Origin of the sequence: Ciceribacter sp. L1K23 (assembly GCF_018122705.1) — a bacterium.
Taxonomy (GTDB): Bacteria; Pseudomonadota; Alphaproteobacteria; order Rhizobiales; family Rhizobiaceae; genus Allorhizobium.
On the sequence record NZ_JAGRRC010000001.1, the window covers coordinates 168,591 to 190,571 of the forward strand.

The following is a 21,981-nucleotide window of genomic DNA, read 5'->3' on the forward strand; positions in this document are numbered from 1 at the left end:
TCCCTCTTTGTGCAGGGTGATAGAATAAAACGAAGAGGCTAGGGTTCGAGACGTGATCAGCGACCAGCGCACCAGCCGCTCTGTTCAGACAGTACAGAAACGGACGGGCTTCTTCGGTTCGGCCAGTCGGATGGTGCCGGAAGAGGTGCCGATTGCATTTTCCTATGGCGGAACGACACATGCAGTGATGATGGCGAGCCCCGCTGATATCGAGGACTTTGCATATGGGTTCTCGCTTGCCGAAGGGATTATACGGGAAGCGGGCGATATCCTGGCGGTCGAACCGCTCGAAGCGGGCGGCGGTATTGATGTTCAGGTCGAGCTACGTGATGCCAACGCGGACGCTTTGACTGCGCGCCGTCGCCGGATGGCGGGTCCAGTGGGTTGTGGGCTCTGCGGCATCGAATCGATTGAGCAGGCGACCCGTTCAGTTGAGCTCATCGGCTCGCCATCGTTGATCCTTTCACCTCGCCAAGTTGCCGAAGCCGCGCAAATGCTCAGTGATCTGCAAGTGCTGAACCGCCAGACCCGCGCGGTTCACGGGGCCGCATTCTATATTCCGGGTGAAGGGTTCGTCGCGGTTCGGGAAGACGTCGGACGGCACAACGCACTCGACAAGCTTAGCGGTGCGGTGCTCAGGCAGGGACGTGCCGGGCACGATGGCGCCGTCGTTGTTACCAGTCGGCTTTCGGTCGAGATGGTCCAGAAAACCGCCGCACTTGGTTCGCCCATCCTGCTCGCCATCTCCGCGCCGACCGCGCTTGCAATCGAAACGGCGGAAACCGCCGGCATAACCCTGGTTGGCATAGTGCGGGGCGAAGAGTTCGAGATTTTCACCAGAGCCGACCGCATTTCCGAGGGAGCATCCGCTCATGTCGCATGACCAGACACATGAGAAACTGATCCGTATGGCGAACCAGATCGCCACCTTCTTCGAGTCCCAACCGGAGGCGGTACGGGCCGATGGAGTTGCGACACATATCAATAAGTTCTGGGAACCACGGATGCGGCGCCATCTCTTCGAACATATCGATGCGGGTGGCGAAGGCCTGAGACCGCTCGTGCTCGATGCAGCCAGGCTGATCAAGCGTCCCATCGACGCCTGAGAGCGGAACCGCTGATGGTGGCTTTCGCCGCCGTCTCTGCTATTGATAACAAAAATAGATATCGAGGAGCGGATGTCGAGGTGAGGGCGGAAACCTCAAGAGCCGAGCTGAATGCAGATCATGATCCGGAATTCGGGCCATGGCTCGCCCAGGCTAGCATTCTGGTGGTTGACGACGAACCTGGCATGCGCAACTTCCTCTTGCGCACTCTCGGCCCCCGCTGCAAGCATCTCGACGAGGCCGCAGATACCGAGGAGGCGACCCGCAAGCTAGACCAGCGGCATTTCGACGTCGTCATCCTCGACAATATCATGCCTGGCAAGAACGGCGTCGATTGGTTGAACGAGCAGCGTTCCATCGGCTTCTTTGCCGACGCAATCCTGATGACCGCTTATGCGGACCTGGAAACAGCCATCCAGGCCTTGAGGGCGGGTGCAGTGGATTTCGTGCTCAAGCCGTTCAGGTCGAACCAAATGCTCAACGCGGTTGCGCGTTGCCTGGACAGGGTCCGGCTGCAACGAGAAAATTTTGTTCTTCGCTATGAGCTCAGGGCTGCGGCCGATCATATCCTGTTGCGCGACAAGCTGATTGGCGGGTCGGCGAGCATTCAGGACGTGCGGCAGACGATCGCCCGGGTCGCTCCCTTGCCGACCACTGTACTCATCACGGGTGAGTCCGGTACCGGAAAAGAGGTCGCTGCTCGATCTCTCCACGCGCTGTCAGACCGAGCATCCAAGCCTTTCGTACCCGTCAATTGCGCTGCCATTCCGCCTGATGTCATCGAGTCAGAGCTGTTCGGTCATGTGCGCGGCGCCTTCACCGGTGCGGAGGCCCGCCGCGACGGACTGTTCCTCCATGCGCAAGGAGGGACGTTGTTTCTTGACGAGATCGGTGAAATGCCGTTGGCAACGCAGTCGAAGCTGCTGCGTGTCATCGAGGATCGCCGCGTTCGGCCGGTTGGCGCGGAGCGCGAGGTCCCTGTCGATCTGCGTTTTGTCTTTGCGACCAATGCCAAGCTTGAGCAATTGGTTCAGGAGGGCAGATTCAGAGCAGACCTCTTCTATCGCATCAACGTGATGCAGTTGCCGCTGCCACCGCTGCGTGAGCGGGGCAACGACGTGATCGAGCTTGCTCAACTGTTCATGGCAAAGCTTTCACGGCAGCTCGGAATGCCGGTCGTGCCCATCACGGCGGAGGTGGAAGCCGGTCTTGCGGCATATTCGTGGCCGGGAAATGTGAGAGAGCTCCGCAACCTGATTGAACGGTCGCTCATCCTCGGGCGCTTCCCCGATGATTTCGGACGCGACACGATCCCTGTGCCTCGCACAATGGGAACACTCGATGACATAGAGCGCCAGCATATTCTTTCGGTCCTGCGGAGCCATGCCGGAAATCGGGAAGCCGCCGCGCAGGCTTTGGGGATTTCTCGCAAGACCATAGACCGAAAGCTCACGGCTTGGAATGGCTGAGATCGAAGCGAAAACGGGCGGGTCTGGTCCCGGGTCAATTCGTGTCCGGCTGCTCGCGATCGCCCTGCTGCCGATGTTCGTGGTCCTGCCAATCCTCTTGCTAGTGACCATCGCGCGCTGGGAAGACAAGTTTGATGCACTGCTCACATCAAAGGTCAATGGCGACCTGACAATCGCCCACCAGTATCTCTCCCGAATTCTGGAAAACACCGGAGAGCATCTCCAGTCATTGGCCGGATCGGTCGCGTTTCTCGAAGCAGCTAATTCTGACAATGGCACGCTCGCCCGTTTCCTCGCCGACAGTCAGCAGCGATTGGGCCTGGATTTCCTGCTTGTCATCGATAGACAGGGTCGCGTGATCGGCACTTCGTTGACGACCGGCAGGCCGACCGTCAGTACCGACTGGCCCGTCAGAATTTCGGCGTTCTCGGGCAAGGCCAGCACAGCCATCGATGTCATGGGCCCTAACGAGTTGGAGGCGATTTCCGCGGACCTTGCGGACCGCGCCCAGGTTTCTCTTGTCCCAACACCAAACGCATCCCCTACCGATAGAACTGTCGAAAACCGGGGAATGATCGTGCATTCCGCCAGTCCGGTGTATCTCCCCGATATGGGCGAAAGCATTGTCGTCGGTGGCATCCTGCTCAACCGGAATCTCGTTTTCATCGATACCATCAATGATCTTGTCTATCGCGAAGCCAGCCTTCCCGAAGACAGTCGCGGCACTGCGACCCTGTTTCTCGATGACGTGCGGGTCAGCACCAATGTGAGATTGTTTGAAGACACGCGCGCTCTCGGTACCCGTGTGTCGGAGGTGGTGCGCAACGCCGTTCTCGGCAAGGGCCAAACCTGGCTCGACAGCGCATTTGTCGTGAACGACTGGTATGTCTCCGCTTACGAGCCAATCAGCGACAGCCATGGGCGGCGCGTCGGCATGCTGTATGTCGGTTTCCTAGAGGCGCCGTTCACCAGGGCAAAGACCGAGACGCTTCTCGGCATCTTCGTTGCGTTTCTTGTGGTGACCATTGTGACGGTTCCCATCTTCCTGCGCTGGGCACGAGCGATCTTTAAGCCACTCGAACGTATGACGGCCACGATCGAAAAAGTGGAGGCTGGCGATCTTGGCGCCAGGACCGGTCTTGGAAGGGCACGGGATGAAATAGGTATCGTCGCCGCCCATCTTGACCACCTGCTCGATCAACTCCAGCAGCGCGATGCGGAACTCAGGGCCTGGAATGACGAACTCAACAACCGGGTTTCGGAGCGGACAAGGGATCTCGAGCTTGCTAACCGGCAGCTTGAGGCGACAACCAAACAACTGATTATGTCCGAAAAGCTTGCCGCCATCGGCGAGATCACGGCGGGTGTCGCCCACGAAATCAACAATCCGATCGCGGTGATGCAGGGCAACCTGGAAGTGGTGCGCAGCGTTATCGGCGAAGCGGCGAATGATGTTGCGACGGAACTGCGCCTGATTGACGAGCAGATCCATCGTGTCAGCCAGATCGTCATGAAGCTCCTGCAATTCGCAAAACCGGAGGAGTACGCTGGCTATGTCGAAAGGCATACGGTTGCCGAGGTTATTACAGATTGCCTGCCGCTCGTTCACCACCTCCTCAATCGTGCGGAGATAGCCATCGTCCGTGATGATCAGGCCACGCGACTCATTCTGATGAACAGAACGGAACTGCAGCAGGTTTTGGTCAATCTTATCGTGAATGCCCTGCATGCGATGCCGAATGGCGGCACGCTTCGCCTTGTTAGTCGAGATGAGGAACGTGCCGGACGGTGGGGAATAGCGATTGATGTCGTCGATGACGGTGTCGGCATTCCGCACGATGTGATCGGGAAAATCTTTGATCCTTTCTTTACGACCAAACGCCGGGACGGAACCGGTCTTGGTCTCTCAATCAGCCAGACACTGGTGAACCGTCAGGGAGGTTCCCTATCCGTCGTCAGTTCGCCGAGTAGGGGTACAGTCTTTACCATCTGGCTTCCGGAAGCTTCTTAGCGTTTGACAAAGGACAATTTGTCCTGAAATTCCGGACATCTTGTCCGATGTAGCTGATCTCCTTCCCCGAAGTTATTGAAAAAGTTTTAGTTCGCTACTGGCACATGGGTTGCATTTAACAGCTCACCTGCTCACGGGGTACGGTGACTTTGTTTTCTAGGGCCGTTCCGAGCGGGGCCCGTCCTGCGGTCAGGGGAAGATTGTGACGGGACGGGAGAGGGAGAAGATCATCGCAAAGCGATGTATCCAAGGAGAGTGTAAATGACGGTTACCACGGAAACTTTGGCGGGCGGCTATGGTGGCGGCCTCCTCGACCGGGAACGAATTATTGCGAAACCCGGTTTCAACCGGTGGCTCGTGCCACCAGCGGCTTTGGCCATCCATCTCTGCATCGGCATGGCCTATGGGTTCTCCGTTTTCTGGCTGCCCTTGTCGAAGGCGCTGCCGAGTGCACCCGAAAGCTGCGCCAGCCTCACACTGGTAGGAGCGCTTTTTACGACAGACTGCAACTGGCGCGTGGCCGATCTCGGCTGGATCTATACCCTGTTTTTCGTTCTTCTTGGTTGCTCGGCTGCTATCTGGGGTGGCTGGCTTGAGCGTGCCGGTCCGCGCAAGGCCGGCTTCGTGGCCGCCTGCTGCTGGTGTGGCGGCATTCTCGTCGCGGCGATGGGCGTCATGACACATCAGTTGTGGCTGATGTGGCTCGGTGCTGGCGTCATTGGCGGTGTGGGCCTCGGTCTCGGCTACATCTCGCCGGTATCCACGCTGATCAAGTGGTTCCCAGACCGCCGCGGCATGGCCACCGGCATGGCCATCATGGGCTTCGGTGGTGGCGCGATGATTGGAGCACCGCTCGCCAACATCCTCATGGGATATTTCCGCACGGACCTCACTGTTGGCGTGTGGCAGACCTTTGTCGTGATGGCTATCATCTACTTTATTTTCATGATGGGCGGAGCGTTCGGTTACCGCATTCCGCCGGCTGGTTGGCGCCCGGAGGGTTGGACGCCAAAGGTTCAGGCGTCTTCCATGATCACCCATGGTCACGTCCATCTGCGCGACGCACACAAGACACCCCAGTTCTGGCTTATATGGGCTGTGTTGTGCCTTAACGTCTCAGCTGGCATCGGCGTCATCGGCATGGCCTCGCCGATGCTGCAGGAGATTTTCGCGGGTTCGCTGATCGGTCTCCCAGACCTGACTTTCTCGCAGCTCGATACGGCGCAGAAAGGTCAGATCGCGGCGATTGCAGCCGGGTTTACAGGCTTGCTTTCGCTTTTCAACATCGGTGGGCGATTCTTCTGGGCTTCGCTCTCCGACAAGATCGGGCGAAAGAACACCTATTACACGTTCTTCATTCTCGGGATCGTGCTCTATGCAGCGGCTCCGACACTTGCTGATCTCGGTTCGAAGGCGATGTTCGTGCTGGCCTTCGGCATAATCCTGTCTATGTACGGCGGCGGTTTTGCGACCATCCCCGCCTATCTGGCAGATATCTTCGGAACGCAGTTCGTCGGGGCTATCCATGGCCGCCTGCTGACGGCATGGGCAACGGCGGGTATTGTCGGTCCGGTCGTCGTGAACTACATCCGCGAGGCTCAAATTTCCGCCGGTGTTGCTCCGGGGCCTGAACTCTACACCGGTACGATGTATATCCTCGCCGGTATGCTCGCCCTTGGCCTCGTCGCCAACGCGTTTATCCGTCCGCTTCCGCAAAAATGGTTCATGTCGGAAGAGGAAGTCGCGGCCTTGCAGGCGAAGACGGCTGCAGCCAATGCCGGGCCTACAGGCTCCTTCGGTATCGGCAAGGGTGGTCTCACAGGACCGGCCCTGCTCGCGTGGGCGGTCGTCGGAGTTCCTTTGCTGTGGGGTGTATGGGTGACGCTGAAGAGCAGCTTGGTGCTGTTCGGGTGAAACCGAAGTGATGTGAAAGCAGAAAAGCGGCCGCAAGGCCGCTTTTCTCGTTTCTTTTCCATTGATTCCGACGGTATCAGGCCGCCATTTCCTCGATCTCTGTACCCTTGAACATCTTGGAGAGATTCAGGAAGCAGATCATGCCGTTCTCGTTGGCGATAATGCCTTCGGAGAAGGATTTGTCGAAGGAGGCGGAGACTTCCGGAACAGGCTGAACCTGGGAGGCGGGGATGGTCAGGATATCAGACACCCGATCGACCAGCATGCCGATAACCATATTGTGGACTTCGGCGACTACGATCGCAGAGCGCTCGTTCGCGACTGTGCTCTTCATGCCGAGCTTGAAGGCAAGGTCGATGATCGGAATGACCGAGCCGCGAAGGTTCATGACACCGATCACGTCCTTTGGTGCGTGCGGGAGCGGGGTGCTCGGTGCCCATCCGCGAATTTCTCGGATGGTCGTGGTCTTCACGCAGAATTCCTGATCGTGCAGCCGGAATGCAATGATCTCGAGAGAATCGCCACCGAAATTGGTCGAGTTGATCGTCGTCGCCATAAAACTTCTTCCCAACTTTGCTGCGCCCTGCTGACCGGACCTTCCGTCGCGGACTACATCGGCGAAAAATGCTTCGAGCCGGCGACCTGGGCCGTGCGGCCAAGCGGACTTCCGATCGAACTCCAGACACTATGGCGAAAGAGTGTTGCTTAAATCTAAATCTCGTTCCGGAAATTCACGATTTCTAAAATAAATGATTGCCTAGGCCGCGACGAGTACTGCCTCGATTTGCTGCAGGGCCCAGTCGATCTGGTCTTTCTCAATAACCAATGGTGGCGCTAGACGAATGGTGTTCTCATGTGTGTCCTTCGCCAACAAGCCGCGATCCTTCAGTGCGTAGCAATAGGAGCGCGCGCCGCCTGCTTCCGGAACCAGTTCAACCGCCAGCATCAGGCCACGTCCACGGACGTCCTTGACAACGTTGGACCGGATCTGGCGAAGACCCTCTAGGAAGTAAGCACCCATGCGTTCCGCATTGCCGATCATGTCTTCCTCGACAAGCACCTTAAGTGCCGCGCGAGCGACCGCGCAGGCCAACGGATTTCCGCCGAAGGTCGAGCCATGCTGGCCAGGTTTGAGAACGCCCAGCACTTCCGAGTTCGAGAGCACCGCGGAAACGGGATAGAAGCCGCCGGACAATGCCTTGCCGACCAGTGTGACGTCTGCCTCGATGCCTTCATGTTCTTCCGCGAGCAGCTTCCCCGTACGCCCGAGGCCGGTCTGGATTTCATCGAGAATGAGTGTGATGTTGTGGGCCGTGCATAGTTCGCGAACCCGCTCAAAGTACCCCACAGGTGGAATGATAACACCGGCTTCGCCTTGAATTGGCTCAATGAGGGCGGCAACGGTGTTAGCGCTAATGGCCATAGCAAAGGCTTCGGCGTCGCCGAACGGCACGACACGGAAGCCGGGTGTAAACGGTCCAAAACCCTGGCGCGCATCTGGATCGGTAGAGAATGAGATCACCGAGAGGGTGCGACCGTGGAAATTGCCGCCGCATACGATGATCTCGGCATTGTTTTCCAGAACGCCCTTGGTCTCGTAACCCCACTTGCGCACTGCCTTGATCGCGGTCTCGACCGCTTCAGCGCCGGAATTCATGGGCAGGACCTTGTGCGAACCAGTCAAGGCGGCGACCTCCTCGTAGAAGAGCGCCAGTTGATCGTTCCTGAATGCGCGCGACGTAAGCGTAAGCTTAGAGGCCTGTTCGGTCAGCGCGGAGAGGATTTTCGGATGGCAGTGACCTTGGTTGACAGCCGAATAGGCGGAAAGGCAATCGAGGTAGCGTTTCCCATCGGTATCCCAAACGTGCACACCCTGGCCTCGAGAAAGAACGACATCGAGGGGCTTGTAGTTGTGGGCGCCGAGGCGTTGTTCTGTGGCGATGAGTTGTGCGGCGTTAGACATTGTTACCTCTCGATCAGGCGGCTCGGGTGGGGCGGTCGAGTATACGGCGACCGAAAAGACTTGCGGCCAGTTCAACCATGACGCGGGCGCTCTTACCCCTATCATCAAGGAACGGGTTCAATTCAACGAGGTCCAGCGAGGATACGAGACCACTGTCGTGCATCATCTCCATGATGAGGTGTGCTTCGCGGAAGGTGGCGCCACCCGGCACCGTGGTTCCGACGCCCGGTGCCACGTCCGGATCGAGAAAATCGACGTCGAGACTGATGTGGAGAAGACCGTGCTCGGCTCGCACAGCAGCAATGATTTCGCGAACAATCGCCGCCATTCCCTTTTCGTCGATTGCGCGCATGTCATAGACGTTGACGCCGTGTTTGGCGATCAGCTGCCTCTCGATCGGATCGACCGAGCGGATGCCAACCTGGAACACGCGCCGCGGATCGACCAACGGCCGGTCTGCCGGCAGGATTGGCGCGAATTCCGCCTTGCCGCAGAAAAACGCCACGGGCATTCCATGGATGTTGCCGGATGGAGATGTTTCGGGCGAGTTGAAGTCGGCGTGGGCATCGAGCCACAAAACGAAAAGCGGCCGACCAATATTGTTCGCCCGTCGTGCCATACCCGAAACGCTTCCCATTGAGAGGCTGTGGTCGCCACCCAGTATGATCGGGATGGCTCCATTCGTCGCCGCATCGTATGTCGCCTGTTCAAGTGCGCGTGCCATCGCCGCAACTTCAGGCAAGCGGCGGGCTTTTTCGGAAGACGTGAGGCGGTCTGCCGGAACCGGTCGGAGGTCTCCCAAGTCCGCGACGTCGAATCCAAGTTCCGTCATCGTATCGGCGATGCCTGCTATTCTTAGTGCGGCCGGACCCATTGCGCAGCCACCGCGACCTGAACCTTCCTCAAGGGGCACTCCAATCAGCGCCAGCTTGTTCGTGTTTTCCGTCACCGTTTCCAATCTCCCGTCCTGTCTCACTGATCTTGAGGCATTGTAGGCGTTGCAAAAAGACGGAAAAGTGTCAGAATTCGGAGTGTAATTCTCATTATGGTAGGTACAATCTTTCAATATGTCCAACATTGACGATCTGGATCGGAGTATCCTATCCGCCCTTCGGCAAAATGCGCGATTGCCTGTCGCTTCGCTGGCCGCATCGACCGGGGCTGCCCGCGCCACCATAACCATGCGTATTCAGCGGATGGTCGATAACGGCATGATCACTGGCTTCACGATACGCACCGGAGATGAACTGGCGCAGACGGGCGTCCGGGCGGTCGTCATGATTGAAGTCGTCGGAAAGTATGCGGATAGGGTGACCCAGAGTCTTCGTGGTATGCCCGAGATAAAGGCGCTTCACAGCACGAATGGCCGGTGGGACCTTATCGCCGAACTCGAAACGAAAGACCTGGCCCGTTTCGATGAAACTCTTCGAAGGATCAGGCTGGTGGAGGGAATAAACTCGACCGAATCCAGCATCCTGCTGAAGACGAGCAAGATGGGTCTTTGACCTCGCCTCGCTAGTATTCCCGCTCGTAAAAGATGCCCGCTCCCGACGAGCCGTCTCCACCAGCTTCGCCGCGCAATTTGACGCCACGACCGATGTCGAGGTTGATCACCGCCTTGCCGCCACCGTTGCCCGATTGCTGGAGCTCCAGATAGGTGCGATCGTTCAGATAGCGCCCGGCGCTGATCGCGGCATTTCCTTCCGAGTCGGTCGTGATGTCGAGATTGTCGACACCGAGACCGGCGCGAAGCGTTTCGAAAAGCGAGGAAGACCGGCCGCCGGCGAGTTGGCTGGCAGCGTCCGCGAGTTGGGCGATCTGCACCGCCGACAGTCGGGACAGCGACTGGCCGAAAATCAGCTGTGCCAGGATTTCATCTTCGGGAAGGGCCGGCGACGAGGAGAAGGAGACGGCGGGATCATTTGCAAGCCCCGATATTCTTACCGTGATCGTCGTGCTTCCGGCGGTGCTCGAGGCTTCCAGATTGAGGAGGGGTATCAAGTTGCCGCCGAAAGTAATCGTGCCGCTGGTGAATGTCAGGCGACGCGTCAGGATCGAAAGCCGTCCACGTGTCAGCGTGAAGGCGCCGGACACTGCCGGTGTCGTGCTCGTTCCGCGAACGGTGAGCGAACCACCCAGTTCCGCATCGATACCACGACCACGCACGAATATCTTTCCGGGAGTCGTAATGCCCAGGTCGAGATTGATGCCGCTTGACGTGCCGTTCCCGCCTTGCCGGGACAATGCTGCGACCTGCCTCTGGACATCGGCAGGTGCGTTGCGGTGGGTAATGTCCAGTTCGCTGAGTGTCGCGGGAAGACGTTCCGGTATGGTGATGGCCGTTTCGCCGAGCGCCAGATTACCTGAAAGAGTAGGACCTGCGAGAAGAGGACCGCGCAGAGTAAGATCGCCGCTTGCCGACGTTGAAACAAGTGTGCCGTCCACGTAGGCAGCCTCTGACAGGTTGAGAGTGATGTCGGCGGGCAGGCTGCCAGAGAGTCCAACGGTCCCGTTGCCACTGATGCTTCCGCCGCCGGAGAGGCGCCCCGAAAGAGCCGATATCTGCGCCTGATTGCCGTTCAATGCGACATTGGCCGAAAGTGCCTCGATGGTCAGATTGCGACGGACATCGACGAGAGTGCCGCCGTTCAATGATGCGCTGCCTGTGATCGACGGAGTCGAGGCCGGCCCCGAGATTGTTGCGTTGACGGTCGCGGTTCCTTCTGCGACCAGCCCTTGCGCCGACAGTTGAGCGGCAAACAGGCCGAGAGGTATGTTTCCGGAGAGCCGCAGCGAGAGAGGCATGTTGCCCTCGATAGTAACTGTACCGCTGGCGTTGATCGATACTCCCGCGCCGCCGGTGATGCTCGTCTCAATCGACAGGTTTTTGCCGGCAATGTTACCGTTAGCATCGACGTTTAAGGGAGGAACACCGGCACTTCGGGTCTGGGCAACAGCGGCTTCGCTCCAGTTCAGCCGGTAAGTCACCATAGGCTCGCTGAGGCTGCCTCGCGCCTCCACGGTTCCCGCAACTGTCCCGGAAGCTGAAAGCGATGGCGCGACGCTGTTCACGAGGCTTGCAGGCATTCCGCTGATCGTCGCGTTGGCGTTCAGCATTGTTCCGATAGACCCCTGAACCGCAACTGTACCAGTTCCTACTCCAAGCGTCAGGTCGTCGGTGCGCACAGTGCCGTTCGCAATATTGATCGTTGCGGTATCTGCGAGGCGAATGTCGATGCCGCGCGGTGCTGCGGCTAACTCCCGCATAGCAATGTCAATTCCCTGCGAGGAACGCGAGAGGGTAGCGGTCGCCCTGGCCGGTGCGTTGTCATAGCCTGCGGTGATCTCGACTACTGTCTGGTCAGAGTTGCCGGTGAAGGTGACCGTTGGGGACATTAAGGAGTTTGCGCCGATACCGACGGACTGTGCGCTGATGCTTCCGTTCATCTGCAGGTCCGCAACATCGTCGATCGTGACGTCAAACCGGGGCTCGACCACTGTCGTTCCGTCCCGGGCGAGGGACGACCCGGTCGCTTCAATATTGACCGAAACATCCGTGGCATCGGCGGATAGGCGAACATTACCAGCGAGGTCGCCCGAAAGCTGCTGGCCGACGAAAGCCGCGATCAAATCTATCTGCGGAAAGTCAAACGTCAGTTCGCCCGAGGGAACGCGCTCACGGTCAAATGCAAGCGATCCCCTGAGTTCGTTGGAGCCGACGTTCACGGTCACTGTGGGCACGCGTATCAATCCATCGCTTGTCTCGACGGAGGACCGCATGGATATCTGTTGGCCGTCGATCGAACCCTGGGCCTGGACTGTGCCGGCTGGCGCCTGCGGATCAACAAGCCCCTCCGCCGAAAGCGTGAAGTCGCTCAATTCGCGTCCGGCGAAAATGGCGTCGGCGATCGACATCGTCACGCTTGCGTTCGGCGTTGCAACGGACCCAGACAGATTTGCGGTAAACGATGCCTGCCCCTCAACATTTGCAAGGAGGTTTCCGAGATTGGTGATCGTGCCGCTGATTTCGCTTGCGAGATCGCCTTGTCCAACGGTGACGTTGCCCTCGATAGTGCCGAGGCTGGAGTCGACGGCGAGCTGATCGATATCTAGCGTCCCATCGGTCCCGTAGGCGACGTCGCCGCTTATCGTGAGATCGCCGTCGAACCGTTCCGCGACTGTCTCCGGTAGCGCGGTTGGCGATATTCGCACGTTTACGGCGCCAGCAGCCGATCCGTCGGCCAACACATATCGAGCCGCGATCGTGCCGTTGACCGCGGGGCTTTCGATGCTGATGTTGTCCGATGCCACGCTTTCATCGGTGACGGTGACGGGTGCCTTGATTGTCAGGGGTGTACGGATCGCGCGGTCAAGGTTGGCGTTTTGAAAATCGCCTCCGCCCACTGCGAGGTTGACATCCACGTCGCCGGAGAGCGCTGCCAGATTGAAATTGCTTGACCGGGCGTCGAAGCGAACTTTATCCAGCTCTGCGGTTGGAACCTCCAGCCGCGCCAGAGACGCGCCAGCTGAGATCGTCGCCGACTGCGCAGGACCAACAGCCGTCAGGTCGATCCGCTCGATGGCAGCAACTACATCGCCGTTCTGCAGCGGCCAACGGATATCCATCGGTCCGCCGACACTCACCAGATTGGCCTGCAGGTTATTCTCCCCGCTACGATCCAGTGTCCCTGACGCGGTAAGAAGAAGATTGCCGGTGGAGAGACGGGCCGTCTCTATGCTCAGTCGGTCGGTTCCGTTGAGAGACGCGAAAAGATCAACGGATGTCTCGCCGGAGAAAGTCTCGCGTAGCAATGGCGGCATCAGGCTCGCAAATTCGCCTCCACCCGTGACCCGAATCTGACGATCGCCGTCCTGCTGAAGCCGGTGCCCAGCTTCTACGGCAAGAACGGTTTCACCGTTCAGATCGGCGCTCAGTTCGGCGACCCAGTCGGACAGAGGACCTTGACCATCGACGCGCACCGTCAGCGCGGGCTCTCCCGGGATGCGGAGCAAGGTGCCGAACAGTCCCTCCCTGGGTTCGGTGTACTTGCCGTCAAGGATCAGGGTGTTGTCGGCAGGTGCGTAGACGAGGCGGGCTTCGAGAGATGTTTCCGGGGTGTCCAGGCGTTGGGCATCGAGCGACGCGGCTATCGAGTTGCCATCTGCCGTCAATGACCCGCTTGCCGAAAAGGATAAGGGCAGGCCGGCAACCTCCTCGCCAAACCTAACCGAAGGAAGCGAAATCGTGTCGATGTCCAGTTTTACGGGTAGCTGGAATCCGCTTCCAGAGGTGGTTGCTTCCTGTTCGCCTGTCTCAGGCAGTCGCTCTATCGTCATAGACGAGGCCGATACCGTTTCGGCTCTGAAGGTTGCCCCGAGAAGAGCGGAAGGGGTCCAGTCAATTTCGATGCCGCTTATGCTGCCGTAGGTGCCGCGCCTGTCAGCGAGCGTGACGGACTCGATGCGAAGCTTCCCTGTGAGGATGGAGCCCAGGTTGCTGATCGTGATGTTTTGACCGGGAGAGGAAATCAGCCCACTGACGAAAGATGCGATGAACTGGCTCCCGCTGGACGTGAATCCGACGGCCACAATCAAAATAAGGCCCAGCAGGATTGCGATGCCGGCAGTCAGGCCGAGAAGCCTTATGGACCATAATGCGAGGCGCTTCAGAAAGGCCATGGTCAGTGTTTTTCCTTCTCCAGGCTTCAGAAGCTCTGGCCGATCCCGGCATAAATTCCGTAATCGCTGCCGCCATCATAGCGGTCCAGAGGCATGGCGACATCGAGCCTGATCGGTCCGAATGGTGTCGCGTAGCGGAGACCTATACCCGCACCTGCACGGATATCTGAGAAATCCGGAAAATTCGAGGCCGAGACCGTACCGACATCGATGAAAGGCACAACGCCGATCGTTTCGGTGATCTTGATGCGCGCTTCAAATGACGCCGTGGCAAACGAACGTCCACCGGTGGGATCGTCATCGGCGTTGTAGGGGGATATTTCCTCGAAGGCATAACCCCTCACCGATCCACCGCCTCCTGCGAAGAAACGGCGATTCGTCGGTATGTCCGACAAAGAGCCAGACCCGAAAACAGACCCGCCGGCAATTTTTCCCGCGAGGACAATACGATCTTCCTCACCGAGACCCAGATAGCCGGTGACGCTTCCCTGTAAAGAAATGAAGGGAGTGCTGCCGAATGTCTCATAACTCGGCGATGCGGCGAAGGAGGCGCGGTAGCCCTCGGTGGGGTTGAGCGTATCGTCCCGGGCGTCGCGGACATATTCGAACGGGGTATAGACGGTCAGATACTCGTTTTCACCGAAGGCATCATCAACATTCGCCCATTCGACCGCTACACCGCCTGAGATCGTATCCCTATCCGTCATTTCGTACGCGAGGCTAGTCTGCGCCGTAACCGTATTGATGGCATAGGAGGTCGTTTCGCGGGTAGCGCCTAGTATGCTGGCACTCAGGGTCGCTGCCGGAAAAAATGCCCCAGGTTTGGTGAAGGAGATGCCGGTCGCATAGTCGAGATTGCCGAGCTCTTGGGTATCGCCAAGTCGCCCGATCGAACCCTCTATCCGAAGTTGCTCGGCCTGGCCGAAAAGGTTGCGGTGGCCCCAGTAGCCCTGCAACCCAAAACCATCGATGCTTGAAACAGTCGCGCCAAGACCGAAATAGCGGTGCTTCCCTTCTGAGACTTCGATTTCAATCGGCAGCGATCCATCTGCGGCCAGTGTATCAGCTTCCTTCATCGTCACGCTGGAGAATACACCCAGTTCGCGCAGGCGCTTGGCCGCGGCGTCAAGTTGCTCCGGAGAGTACGGCTGCCCGGGGCGTACCCGGGAGTAGCGGGCGACAAAATCCGCCTCGACGCTTTTCGTGCCAGAGACGCTGACATCGCCAATCGGTGCTTTCGGTCCACCGTCGGCTGCGATGGTTACGTCGACGGTACGTCTTTCGTGGTCCGCAATCACGTCGCGCGCGGTGAGCCGGGCGAGCGGACGTCCTTGCGCCTTCAGGTCGATCACCACCCTCTCTGCGGCCGCGAGAATTTTGTCCGACCCAGCCGCGTTGCCTGGTTCGAGATCATAGTCCGACGGGTCGAGCCGCGCCGCATCGCCCCCCAGAGTGACCTTGCCCAGCACAAAGGAGGGGCCGGGATCGACGCTAATCGTCACCGGGACAGGTCCTTCCTTCCGGAATGTCGGGTTTGGTGGCAGCTCTTCCAGCCGTGTCCCGTCCACTCGGACTGTGACAACGCCGCCGTAGCGCGAATTTTCGTAGAGAGTCGCCACAAGACGGTCGCGGTCGTCTCGGGCTCTGATCACGAGTCCCAGGTCACCCGAAACAGGTTCGCCTTCATTTTGCAGAAGAAGCGAGCTTCGCCGCAGGTCATCGTCCAGAGCCGCATCGCCGCTATCGATATCCAGATCGATCGAATAGTCGACCGGGTTGATTACTTCCAGACGTTCGTCCTTACTTTCAAAGAGCTTGATGCCGAAAATCTCGAATGCGACTGCCGGCATCGGGCTCAGTGCCAGCAAGCTTGCGGCAACGGTCAGCATGATACCGCTTCTTCCACATGCCGAGCTTGTTCTTAGTGCTGACAAATCACGCTTCATGCGCAGCTTTTCTCTCACCGGTCGGCTCAGGCCCCTGAGGAAGCGGCAACGCCGCCATCATTCCCGGGTTCCGCACTGGTCCGAATACAAAAATGGGGTAGCCTCGAACTGCGCTGCCGAGGCTACCCCGTTTTCATGCCTCAGTAGCCGCTGGGGCAGGAGTCAACGTAGCGACGACCGTAACGATCACGATAGTAGCACTGACCGGGCTGTTCGGACACGCGTCCGATCACTGCGCCTGCAACACCGCCGATCGCCGCGCCGACAGCAGCGCCGCGAACGTTGCCCGTCGCAATACCGCCGATGATTGCACCGGAGGTCGCGCCGATCGCCGCGCCCTTCTCCGTTTGCGTGCAGCCTGCGACCGAAAGGCCGACCAGGACCAGAGCCAGAATTTTCTTCATCTGTCTTCTCCACCTTTTTATGGAAAGCCCGTCCGAGCCTCCCTGCTCGCAGCGGCGCCGGCTTTCCGCCAGATCGCGCTGTGACTTAAGCATATCGTTGAAAACGCGAAAGTCCACGCGTGACCTGTCCATCAACCACCTATCCCAGGTGCCTGTGTGAGTCCGGTCACAGGGGATAATTCCATGTTGCGGCGCGGAAACGAAAAATCTGTCTGGCGCGTCGGTATATGTTGATCGTCTGAAGAAAAAGGCAAATGATGCATGCGTGCTCGGGAGAAGCACGAGGAGGAACAAGATGACGAAAGTAACGCTGACGGTGAATGGCCGTACAGTGAGCGGCGAGTGCGAGGAGCGCACGCTGCTTGTCAGTTTCATACGCGAAAATCTCGGACTCACGGGAACGCATGTCGGGTGCGACACCAACCAGTGCGGTGCCTGCGTCGTTCACATGGACGGCAAGTCAATCAAGAGCTGTTCGATTCTCGCGGTACAGGCCAGCGGTTCGTCGATCACGACGATCGAAGGACTGGCAGCAAATGGCGAATTGCACCCCGTGCAGGCGGCGTTCAAGGAACATCATGGTTTGCAATGCGGCTTTTGCACGCCTGGGATGGTGATGACGGCGGTGGACATGATCAACCGCCATGGCGGACACCTGGATGAGGCGACGGTACGGCATGAGCTGGAGGGCAATATCTGTCGTTGCACGGGCTACCACAATATCGTCAAAGCCGTTCTTGCCGCCAATACTGAGATGACTTCCGGCCGCCAAGCTGCCGAGTGACCTGGCGGCGGGCGGCTGCCGGCCTCGTGATTGTTTCATGCCGGCCGCCGTCGCCTGACGCCGAAACTTTAGACCCCTGCTCGTTGGAGGAGTGAAGATGGGTGTTGAAGGAATTGGCGCGCGCGTTGCGCGCAAGGAAGACAAACGCTTTCTGACCGGAAAGGGCCGGTATACGGACGACATGGTCGTGCCGGGCATGAAGTTCGCTTATTTCGTGCGCTCGCCCCATGCGCATGCACGCATCAAAAGTCTCGATGTTTCCGCAGCCAAGGCGATGCCCGGTGTTATCGACGTTCTGGACGGCAAGCAGCTTTTGGCGGACGGGATAGGCAACCTGATCTGCGGTTGGATGATCCATTCCAAGGACGGCACTCCCATGAAGATGGGCGCCTGGCGGCCAATTGCGCACGACACGGTTCGCTACGTCGGGGACGCGGTTGCGGTCGTCATTGCCGACAGTGTCGGTGAGGCGAGAGATGCCGCCGAGGCGGTCGAAGTGGATTACGAAGAGCTGCCGGTGGTCACCGATGCAACAGAGGCACTGCAGTCCGGTGCTCCGCAATTGCACCCCGAAGCGCCTGGCAATCTGATCTACGACTGGGAGATCGGCGACGCCGGCGCGGCGGATAGGGCGATCGCGGCAGCCGCACACGTTACCGAAATCGAGATCCACAACAATCGGCTTTCGCCGAACCCGATGGAGCCGCGCGCAGCGCTCGGCATCTATGATTCGGCCGAGGATCACTACACCTGCTACACGACGAGCCAGAACCCGCATGTGGCGCGCCTCGTCATGAGTGCGTTTTACAACGTGGCGCCGGAAAACAAGCTGCGGGTCATCGCCCCCGATGTCGGCGGAGGCTTCGGATCTAAAATCTACATTTATCCGGAGGAGATCGTCTGTCTCTGGGCTTCGAGGAAGACGGGTGTTCCGGTGAAATGGACGTCGGACAGGACGGAGGCTTTCCTGACGGATGCGCATGGCCGCGACCATGTGTCGAAGGTGAAGATGGCCTTCGACAGCGACAACAGGATCACCGCGCTGAAGGTCGATACTGTTGCCAATCTGGGCGCCTACATGTCGCTGTTCTCTTCCTCGGTGCCGACCTATCTCTATGCGACACTGTTGTCGGGCCAGTACGTTATCCCGGCGATCCACTGCAATGTACGCACGGTCTACACCAATACGGTTCCGGTCGACGCCTATCGCGGAGCTGGACGCCCGGAGGCGACCTATCTTCTTGAACGGACTATGGAGACAGCTGCCCGCGAACTCGGCGTCTCGCCTGCAGAACTCCGCCGGCAGAACTTCATCAGGTCCTTCCCGTACCAGACCCCGGTCATCATGTGTTACGACGCTGGGGACTACGAGGCGTCGCTAAATGCCGCGATGAAGGCAGCCGACTGGAACGGTTTCGCGGGACGGCGGTCGGAGGCCGAAGCACGCGGAACGAAGCGTGGCATCGGCATGAGCTGCTACATTGAGGCCTGCGGCATTGCTCCATCGCAAGCCGTGGGATCGCTCGGTGCAGGTGTCGGTTTGTGGGAGTCGGCCGAGGTGAGGGTGAACGCGGTTGGGACCGTGGAGGTTCTCACAGGATCACACAGTCACGGACAGGGTCACGAAACCACATTTGCGCAGTTGGTTGCCGAGCGCTTCGGACTGCCGATCGACAATATCTCGATCGTCCACGGTGACACCGACAAGGTGCAGATGGGTATGGGCACCTACGGATCTCGCTCCGGTGCGGTTGGTATGTCGGCAATCGTCAAGGCGCTGGACAAGGTCGAAGCCAAGGCGAAAAAGATCGCCGCCCACCTGATGGAGGCGGACGAGAGCGACGTGGTGATCGAGAACGGTGAGCTCAAGATTGCCGGGACCGATAAGGCGCTTCCCTGGTTCCAGGTGGCGCTCGCCGCTTATACCGCGCACAATCTTCCAGCTGGCATGGAGCCGGGCTTGAAGGAAGGTGCGTTCTATGATCCCACCAACTTCACATTCCCTGCCGGTTGTTACATCTGCGAGGTGGAAGTCGACCCTGAAACAGGCAAGACCGACATCATCCAGTTCGTGGCGGCTGACGACTTCGGCAATATCATCAACCCGATGATTGTCGAAGGACAAGTACATGGCGGTTTGGCCCAGGGTATCGGGCAGGCATTGCTGGAAGGTGTGCGTTACGACTCGTCAACTGGCCAGCTTCTGACGGCAAGCTTCATGGATTACGCCATGCCACGCGCTGACGACCTGCCGTCGTTCAACGTTTCGCACCAGTGCACTCCTTGCCCCGGCAATCCGTTGGGCATCAAGGGATGCGGGGAGGCGGGTGCCATCGGCTCTCCGCCGGCGCTCATCAACGCGATCACCGATGCCATCGGCCACAACAGCCTCAAGATGCCCGCCACGCCGCTTGCGGTATGGAATGCCATCCAGGCAGCGCACTGAGAGAGGGAGAGGATCATGCATTCAGTCAGCTATCACCGTGCCTCCTCTGTCGAAGAGGCGGTAAAACTTCTCTCTGCGGCCGAGGACGGCAAATTCGTTGCCGGCGGTCAAACCCTTATCGCAACAATGAAGCAGCGGCTTGCTCAGCCTTCGGATCTGGTTGACCTGCGGCATATCCAGGCGATGAAAGGAATATCCGTCAGCGGGCGCACGGTGCGGATTGGCGCCGGCGTGACCCACGCTGAGGTCGCGGGTTCGGCCGAACTGAGATCCGTCTGTCCGGCTATCTGCAATCTCGCCGGCATGATCGGGGACCCACATGTCCGCCATATCGGCACGATTGGAGGATCGGTGGCCAACAATGACCCGGCTGCCGACTATCCCGCCGCGATCCTGGCCCTCGGCGCGACGGTCGTCACGAATCAGCGCGAGATCGGGGCGGATGACTTCTTCGAAGGGCTATTCGATACGGCTCTGATGGAAGGCGAGATCATCACAGCGTTTGTCTTCGACGCGCCTGAGAAAGCGGGATACGCCAAATTCGCGAACCCCGCGTCGCGCTATGCGATGACGGGCGTGTTCGTCGCAAACAAGGGTGGCCAGGTCAAGGTTGCGGTGACTGGAGCGGGCGCGGATGGCGTCTTTCGCCATGCCGGTCTCGAACAGGCCCTGACGGACCGTTGGTCCCCGGATGCTCTGTCAGAGGTGGCTATCGATCCATCGAACCTGATGGGGGACCTGCATTGCACAGCCGACTACAGGGCCAATCTCATCAGGGTCATGGCCAAGCGCGCTGTGGCCCAGGCGTGATGTTATTGACAGCTGAAATGGAAGGGCGGCTTCGGTCGCCCTTTTTTCCGCATGCTTGACGCAGATCAAATTTCTGACTGAGATGATCGGTTAGCAATTTTCTGGAAGGATTCAAAAAAAGCAGCGCGATTTGTCGCAGTTTAGAATGAAACCAGAAAAGTAGGGTTGACCGACGGCGCGCTCGGAACCAAAAGAGACGCAGAAGCTGGAGTTTGGAAATGGATTTCGACGCGTTTTTCAAGAGCGAGTTGGATGGCCTTCACGAAGAAGGCCGTTACCGGGTGTTCGCCGATCTTGAACGCCAGAGAGGCAACTTTCCGCGCGCAACGCGTTACACCGAAAACGGAACCCAGGATGTTACCGTCTGGTGCTCGAACGACTATCTCGGCATGGGCGAGAACCCGGTCGTCATCGAGGCGATGAAAACCGCGATCGATAACTGTGGCGCGGGTGCGGGAGGCACCCGAAACATCTCGGGTACCAATCACTATCACGTGCTGCTGGAAAACGAACTCGCCGACCTTCATGGTAAGGAGTCGGCGCTGATCTTTACATCCGGCTATATTTCCAACTGGGCGACGCTTGGCACGCTTGGCCAAAAGATTCCGGGATTGATCATCTTTTCCGACGCCTTGAACCATGCCTCCATGATCGAAGGCATCAAGCATGGAAAGTGCGAGCGGGTCATCTGGAAGCATAACGACCTCAAGGATCTGGAAGCCAAACTTGCGGCCGCCGATCCAAAGGCGCCCAAGCTGATCGCTTTCGAGTCCGTCTATTCGATGGATGGCGACATCTCGCCAATCAAGGAAATATGCGATCTGGCCGACAAATATGGTGCCATGACGTATCTTGACGAAGTGCATGCGGTCGGCATGTACGGTCCTCGTGGCGGAGGTGTCGCGGAACGCGAAGGCCTGATGCATCGTCTGACCATTATCGAGGGGACCCTCGGCAAGGCGTTTGGCGTGATGGGCGGCTACATCGCTGCATCCGCGGCGCTCTGCGATTTCATCCGGTCCTTCGCATCAGGCTTCATTTTTACGACCGCCTTGCCCCCTGCGCTTGCCGCCGGCGCCGTTGCCTCCATTCGTCATCTCAAGTCCAACCAGATCGAACGTTTCGCCCATCAGGAGCGCGTTCGTCGCGTTCGGTCGTTGCTCGATGCGCGCGGTATCCCGCACATGCCCAACCCAAGCCACATCGTTCCCGTGATGGTGGGTGACGCAGCCAAGTGCAAGTGGATTTCCGATATCCTGCTCGACAACTTCAACATCTACGTCCAGCCGATCAACTATCCGACGGTGCCGAAGAAGACCGAGCGTCTTCGCATCACCCCGACGCCGCTGCACACCGATGCTGATATCGAACACTTGGTCGGCGCGCTTCACCAGTTGTGGTCCCGTTGCGCGCTCGCGCGTGCGGTCGCCTAAGCGACACTCAGCATAG

At 58.9% G+C, this 21,981-nt stretch carries 16 protein-coding genes; 10 read left to right on the plus strand and 6 right to left on the minus strand.

Translation table 11 applies throughout. From position 1 onward, the window contains the following. Window positions 1-55 precede the first annotated feature (55 nt). The 5 genes from fdhD (at window position 56) to J5J10_RS00745 (ending at window position 6,500) form a co-directional block, all read left to right on the plus strand. Window positions 56-883 carry a formate dehydrogenase accessory sulfurtransferase FdhD gene (gene fdhD, locus J5J10_RS00725; protein ID WP_211931098.1) on the plus strand — a complete coding sequence of 276 codons (828 nt, stop codon included), beginning with the start codon at window positions 56-58 and terminating at the stop codon, window positions 881-883. Then, a complete protein-coding gene (locus J5J10_RS00730) occupies window positions 873-1,106 on the plus strand; it encodes a formate dehydrogenase subunit delta (RefSeq protein ID WP_208554361.1) in 234 nt (77 codons plus the stop codon). The genes fdhD and J5J10_RS00730 overlap by 11 nt, the downstream gene beginning before the upstream one ends. Before the next feature lie 80 nt (window positions 1,107-1,186). Then, the gene (locus tag J5J10_RS00735; protein ID WP_349252027.1) at window positions 1,187-2,575 is read left to right on the plus strand and encodes a sigma-54 dependent transcriptional regulator; all 1,389 of its coding nucleotides are present in this window, start codon (window positions 1,187-1,189) and stop codon (window positions 2,573-2,575) included. Continuing rightward, window positions 2,568-4,586 carry a cache domain-containing protein gene (locus J5J10_RS00740; protein WP_211928408.1) on the plus strand — a complete coding sequence of 673 codons (2,019 nt, stop codon included), beginning with the start codon at window positions 2,568-2,570 and terminating at the stop codon, window positions 4,584-4,586. The genes J5J10_RS00735 and J5J10_RS00740 overlap by 8 nt, the downstream gene beginning before the upstream one ends. A 261-nt stretch (window positions 4,587-4,847) precedes the next feature. Beyond that, a complete protein-coding gene (locus J5J10_RS00745) occupies window positions 4,848-6,500 on the plus strand; it encodes an OFA family MFS transporter (protein WP_211928409.1) in 1,653 nt (550 codons plus the stop codon). Between the two features lie 76 nt (window positions 6,501-6,576). Here the strand turns inward: J5J10_RS00745 and J5J10_RS00750 are convergent, their stop codons facing one another. The 3 genes from J5J10_RS00750 to rocF all read right to left on the minus strand — a co-directional run bounded on the left by J5J10_RS00750 (window position 6,577) and on the right by rocF (window position 9,412). After that, window positions 6,577-7,056, minus strand: a complete 480-nt coding sequence (locus J5J10_RS00750; protein ID WP_208554358.1) for a chemotaxis protein CheW — start codon at window positions 7,054-7,056, stop codon at window positions 6,577-6,579. Window positions 7,057-7,257: 201 nt separating this feature from the next. Further along, on the minus strand, window positions 7,258-8,463 hold the full coding sequence (gene rocD, locus J5J10_RS00755) for an ornithine--oxo-acid transaminase (protein WP_211928410.1): 1,206 nt from the start codon (window positions 8,461-8,463) through the stop codon (window positions 7,258-7,260). A 13-nt stretch (window positions 8,464-8,476) separates the two neighbouring features. Continuing rightward, a complete protein-coding gene (rocF, locus tag J5J10_RS00760; RefSeq protein WP_348646503.1) occupies window positions 8,477-9,412 on the minus strand; it encodes an arginase in 936 nt (311 codons plus the stop codon). A 118-nt stretch (window positions 9,413-9,530) separates the two neighbouring features. Between rocF and J5J10_RS00765 the strand changes: the two genes are divergently transcribed. Beyond that, window positions 9,531-9,968 carry an Lrp/AsnC family transcriptional regulator gene (locus J5J10_RS00765; protein ID WP_211928412.1) on the plus strand — a complete coding sequence of 146 codons (438 nt, stop codon included), beginning with the start codon at window positions 9,531-9,533 and terminating at the stop codon, window positions 9,966-9,968. Between the two features lie 10 nt (window positions 9,969-9,978). On the opposite strand, the gene J5J10_RS00770 is transcribed toward J5J10_RS00765, so the two are convergent. The 3 genes from J5J10_RS00770 to J5J10_RS00780 all read right to left on the minus strand — a co-directional run bounded on the left by J5J10_RS00770 (window position 9,979) and on the right by J5J10_RS00780 (window position 16,492). Then, a complete protein-coding gene (locus tag J5J10_RS00770; RefSeq protein WP_211928413.1) occupies window positions 9,979-14,142 on the minus strand; it encodes a translocation/assembly module TamB domain-containing protein in 4,164 nt (1,387 codons plus the stop codon). A gap of 26 nt (window positions 14,143-14,168) precedes the next feature. Further along, window positions 14,169-16,031, minus strand: coding sequence for an autotransporter assembly complex family protein (locus J5J10_RS00775; protein ID WP_249116639.1), 1,863 nt, complete (start codon window positions 16,029-16,031; stop codon window positions 14,169-14,171). A 197-nt stretch (window positions 16,032-16,228) separates the two neighbouring features. Next, entirely contained in the window at window positions 16,229-16,492 is a 264-nt protein-coding gene (locus J5J10_RS00780; protein ID WP_208554352.1) for a YMGG-like glycine zipper-containing protein, read from the minus strand. Between the two features lie 295 nt (window positions 16,493-16,787). Between J5J10_RS00780 and J5J10_RS00785 the strand changes: the two genes are divergently transcribed. The 4 genes from J5J10_RS00785 to hemA all read left to right on the plus strand — a co-directional run bounded on the left by J5J10_RS00785 (window position 16,788) and on the right by hemA (window position 21,965). Continuing rightward, window positions 16,788-17,276 carry a (2Fe-2S)-binding protein gene (locus J5J10_RS00785; protein ID WP_211928415.1) on the plus strand — a complete coding sequence of 163 codons (489 nt, stop codon included), beginning with the start codon at window positions 16,788-16,790 and terminating at the stop codon, window positions 17,274-17,276. Window positions 17,277-17,373: 97 nt separating this feature from the next. After that, a complete protein-coding gene (locus tag J5J10_RS00790) occupies window positions 17,374-19,722 on the plus strand; it encodes a xanthine dehydrogenase family protein molybdopterin-binding subunit (protein WP_211928416.1) in 2,349 nt (782 codons plus the stop codon). Window positions 19,723-19,737: 15 nt separating this feature from the next. Next, window positions 19,738-20,532 carry a xanthine dehydrogenase family protein subunit M gene (locus tag J5J10_RS00795; RefSeq protein ID WP_211928417.1) on the plus strand — a complete coding sequence of 265 codons (795 nt, stop codon included), beginning with the start codon at window positions 19,738-19,740 and terminating at the stop codon, window positions 20,530-20,532. 218 nt (window positions 20,533-20,750) lie between these two features. Next, window positions 20,751-21,965, plus strand: coding sequence for a 5-aminolevulinate synthase (hemA, locus tag J5J10_RS00800; protein WP_211928418.1), 1,215 nt, complete (start codon window positions 20,751-20,753; stop codon window positions 21,963-21,965). Window positions 21,966-21,981: the final 16 nt, after the last annotated feature.

Excerpts from the sequence above, each read along its gene's own strand:
- hemA (WP_211928418.1), top strand. The coding sequence starts at position 20,751 with ATGGATTTCGACGCGTTTTTCAAGAGCGAGTTGGATGGCCTTCACGAA.
- J5J10_RS00795 (WP_211928417.1), top strand. The coding sequence starts at position 19,738 with ATGCATTCAGTCAGCTATCACCGTGCCTCCTCTGTCGAAGAGGCGGTA.
- J5J10_RS00775 (WP_249116639.1), bottom strand. The coding sequence starts at position 16,031 with ATGCTGACCGTTGCCGCAAGCTTGCTGGCACTGAGCCCGATGCCGGCA.
- J5J10_RS00770 (WP_211928413.1), bottom strand. The coding sequence starts at position 14,142 with ATGGCCTTTCTGAAGCGCCTCGCATTATGGTCCATAAGGCTTCTCGGC.
- J5J10_RS00730 (WP_208554361.1), top strand. The coding sequence starts at position 873 with ATGTCGCATGACCAGACACATGAGAAACTGATCCGTATGGCGAACCAG.
- J5J10_RS00740 (WP_211928408.1), top strand. The coding sequence starts at position 2,568 with ATGGCTGAGATCGAAGCGAAAACGGGCGGGTCTGGTCCCGGGTCAATT.
- J5J10_RS00785 (WP_211928415.1), top strand. The coding sequence starts at position 16,788 with ATGACGAAAGTAACGCTGACGGTGAATGGCCGTACAGTGAGCGGCGAG.
- J5J10_RS00780 (WP_208554352.1), bottom strand. The coding sequence starts at position 16,492 with ATGAAGAAAATTCTGGCTCTGGTCCTGGTCGGCCTTTCGGTCGCAGGC.
- J5J10_RS00765 (WP_211928412.1), top strand. The coding sequence starts at position 9,531 with ATGTCCAACATTGACGATCTGGATCGGAGTATCCTATCCGCCCTTCGG.
- J5J10_RS00745 (WP_211928409.1), top strand. The coding sequence starts at position 4,848 with ATGACGGTTACCACGGAAACTTTGGCGGGCGGCTATGGTGGCGGCCTC.
- J5J10_RS00750 (WP_208554358.1), bottom strand. The coding sequence starts at position 7,056 with ATGGCGACGACGATCAACTCGACCAATTTCGGTGGCGATTCTCTCGAG.
- J5J10_RS00790 (WP_211928416.1), top strand. The coding sequence starts at position 17,374 with ATGGGTGTTGAAGGAATTGGCGCGCGCGTTGCGCGCAAGGAAGACAAA.
- rocD (WP_211928410.1), bottom strand. The coding sequence starts at position 8,463 with ATGTCTAACGCCGCACAACTCATCGCCACAGAACAACGCCTCGGCGCC.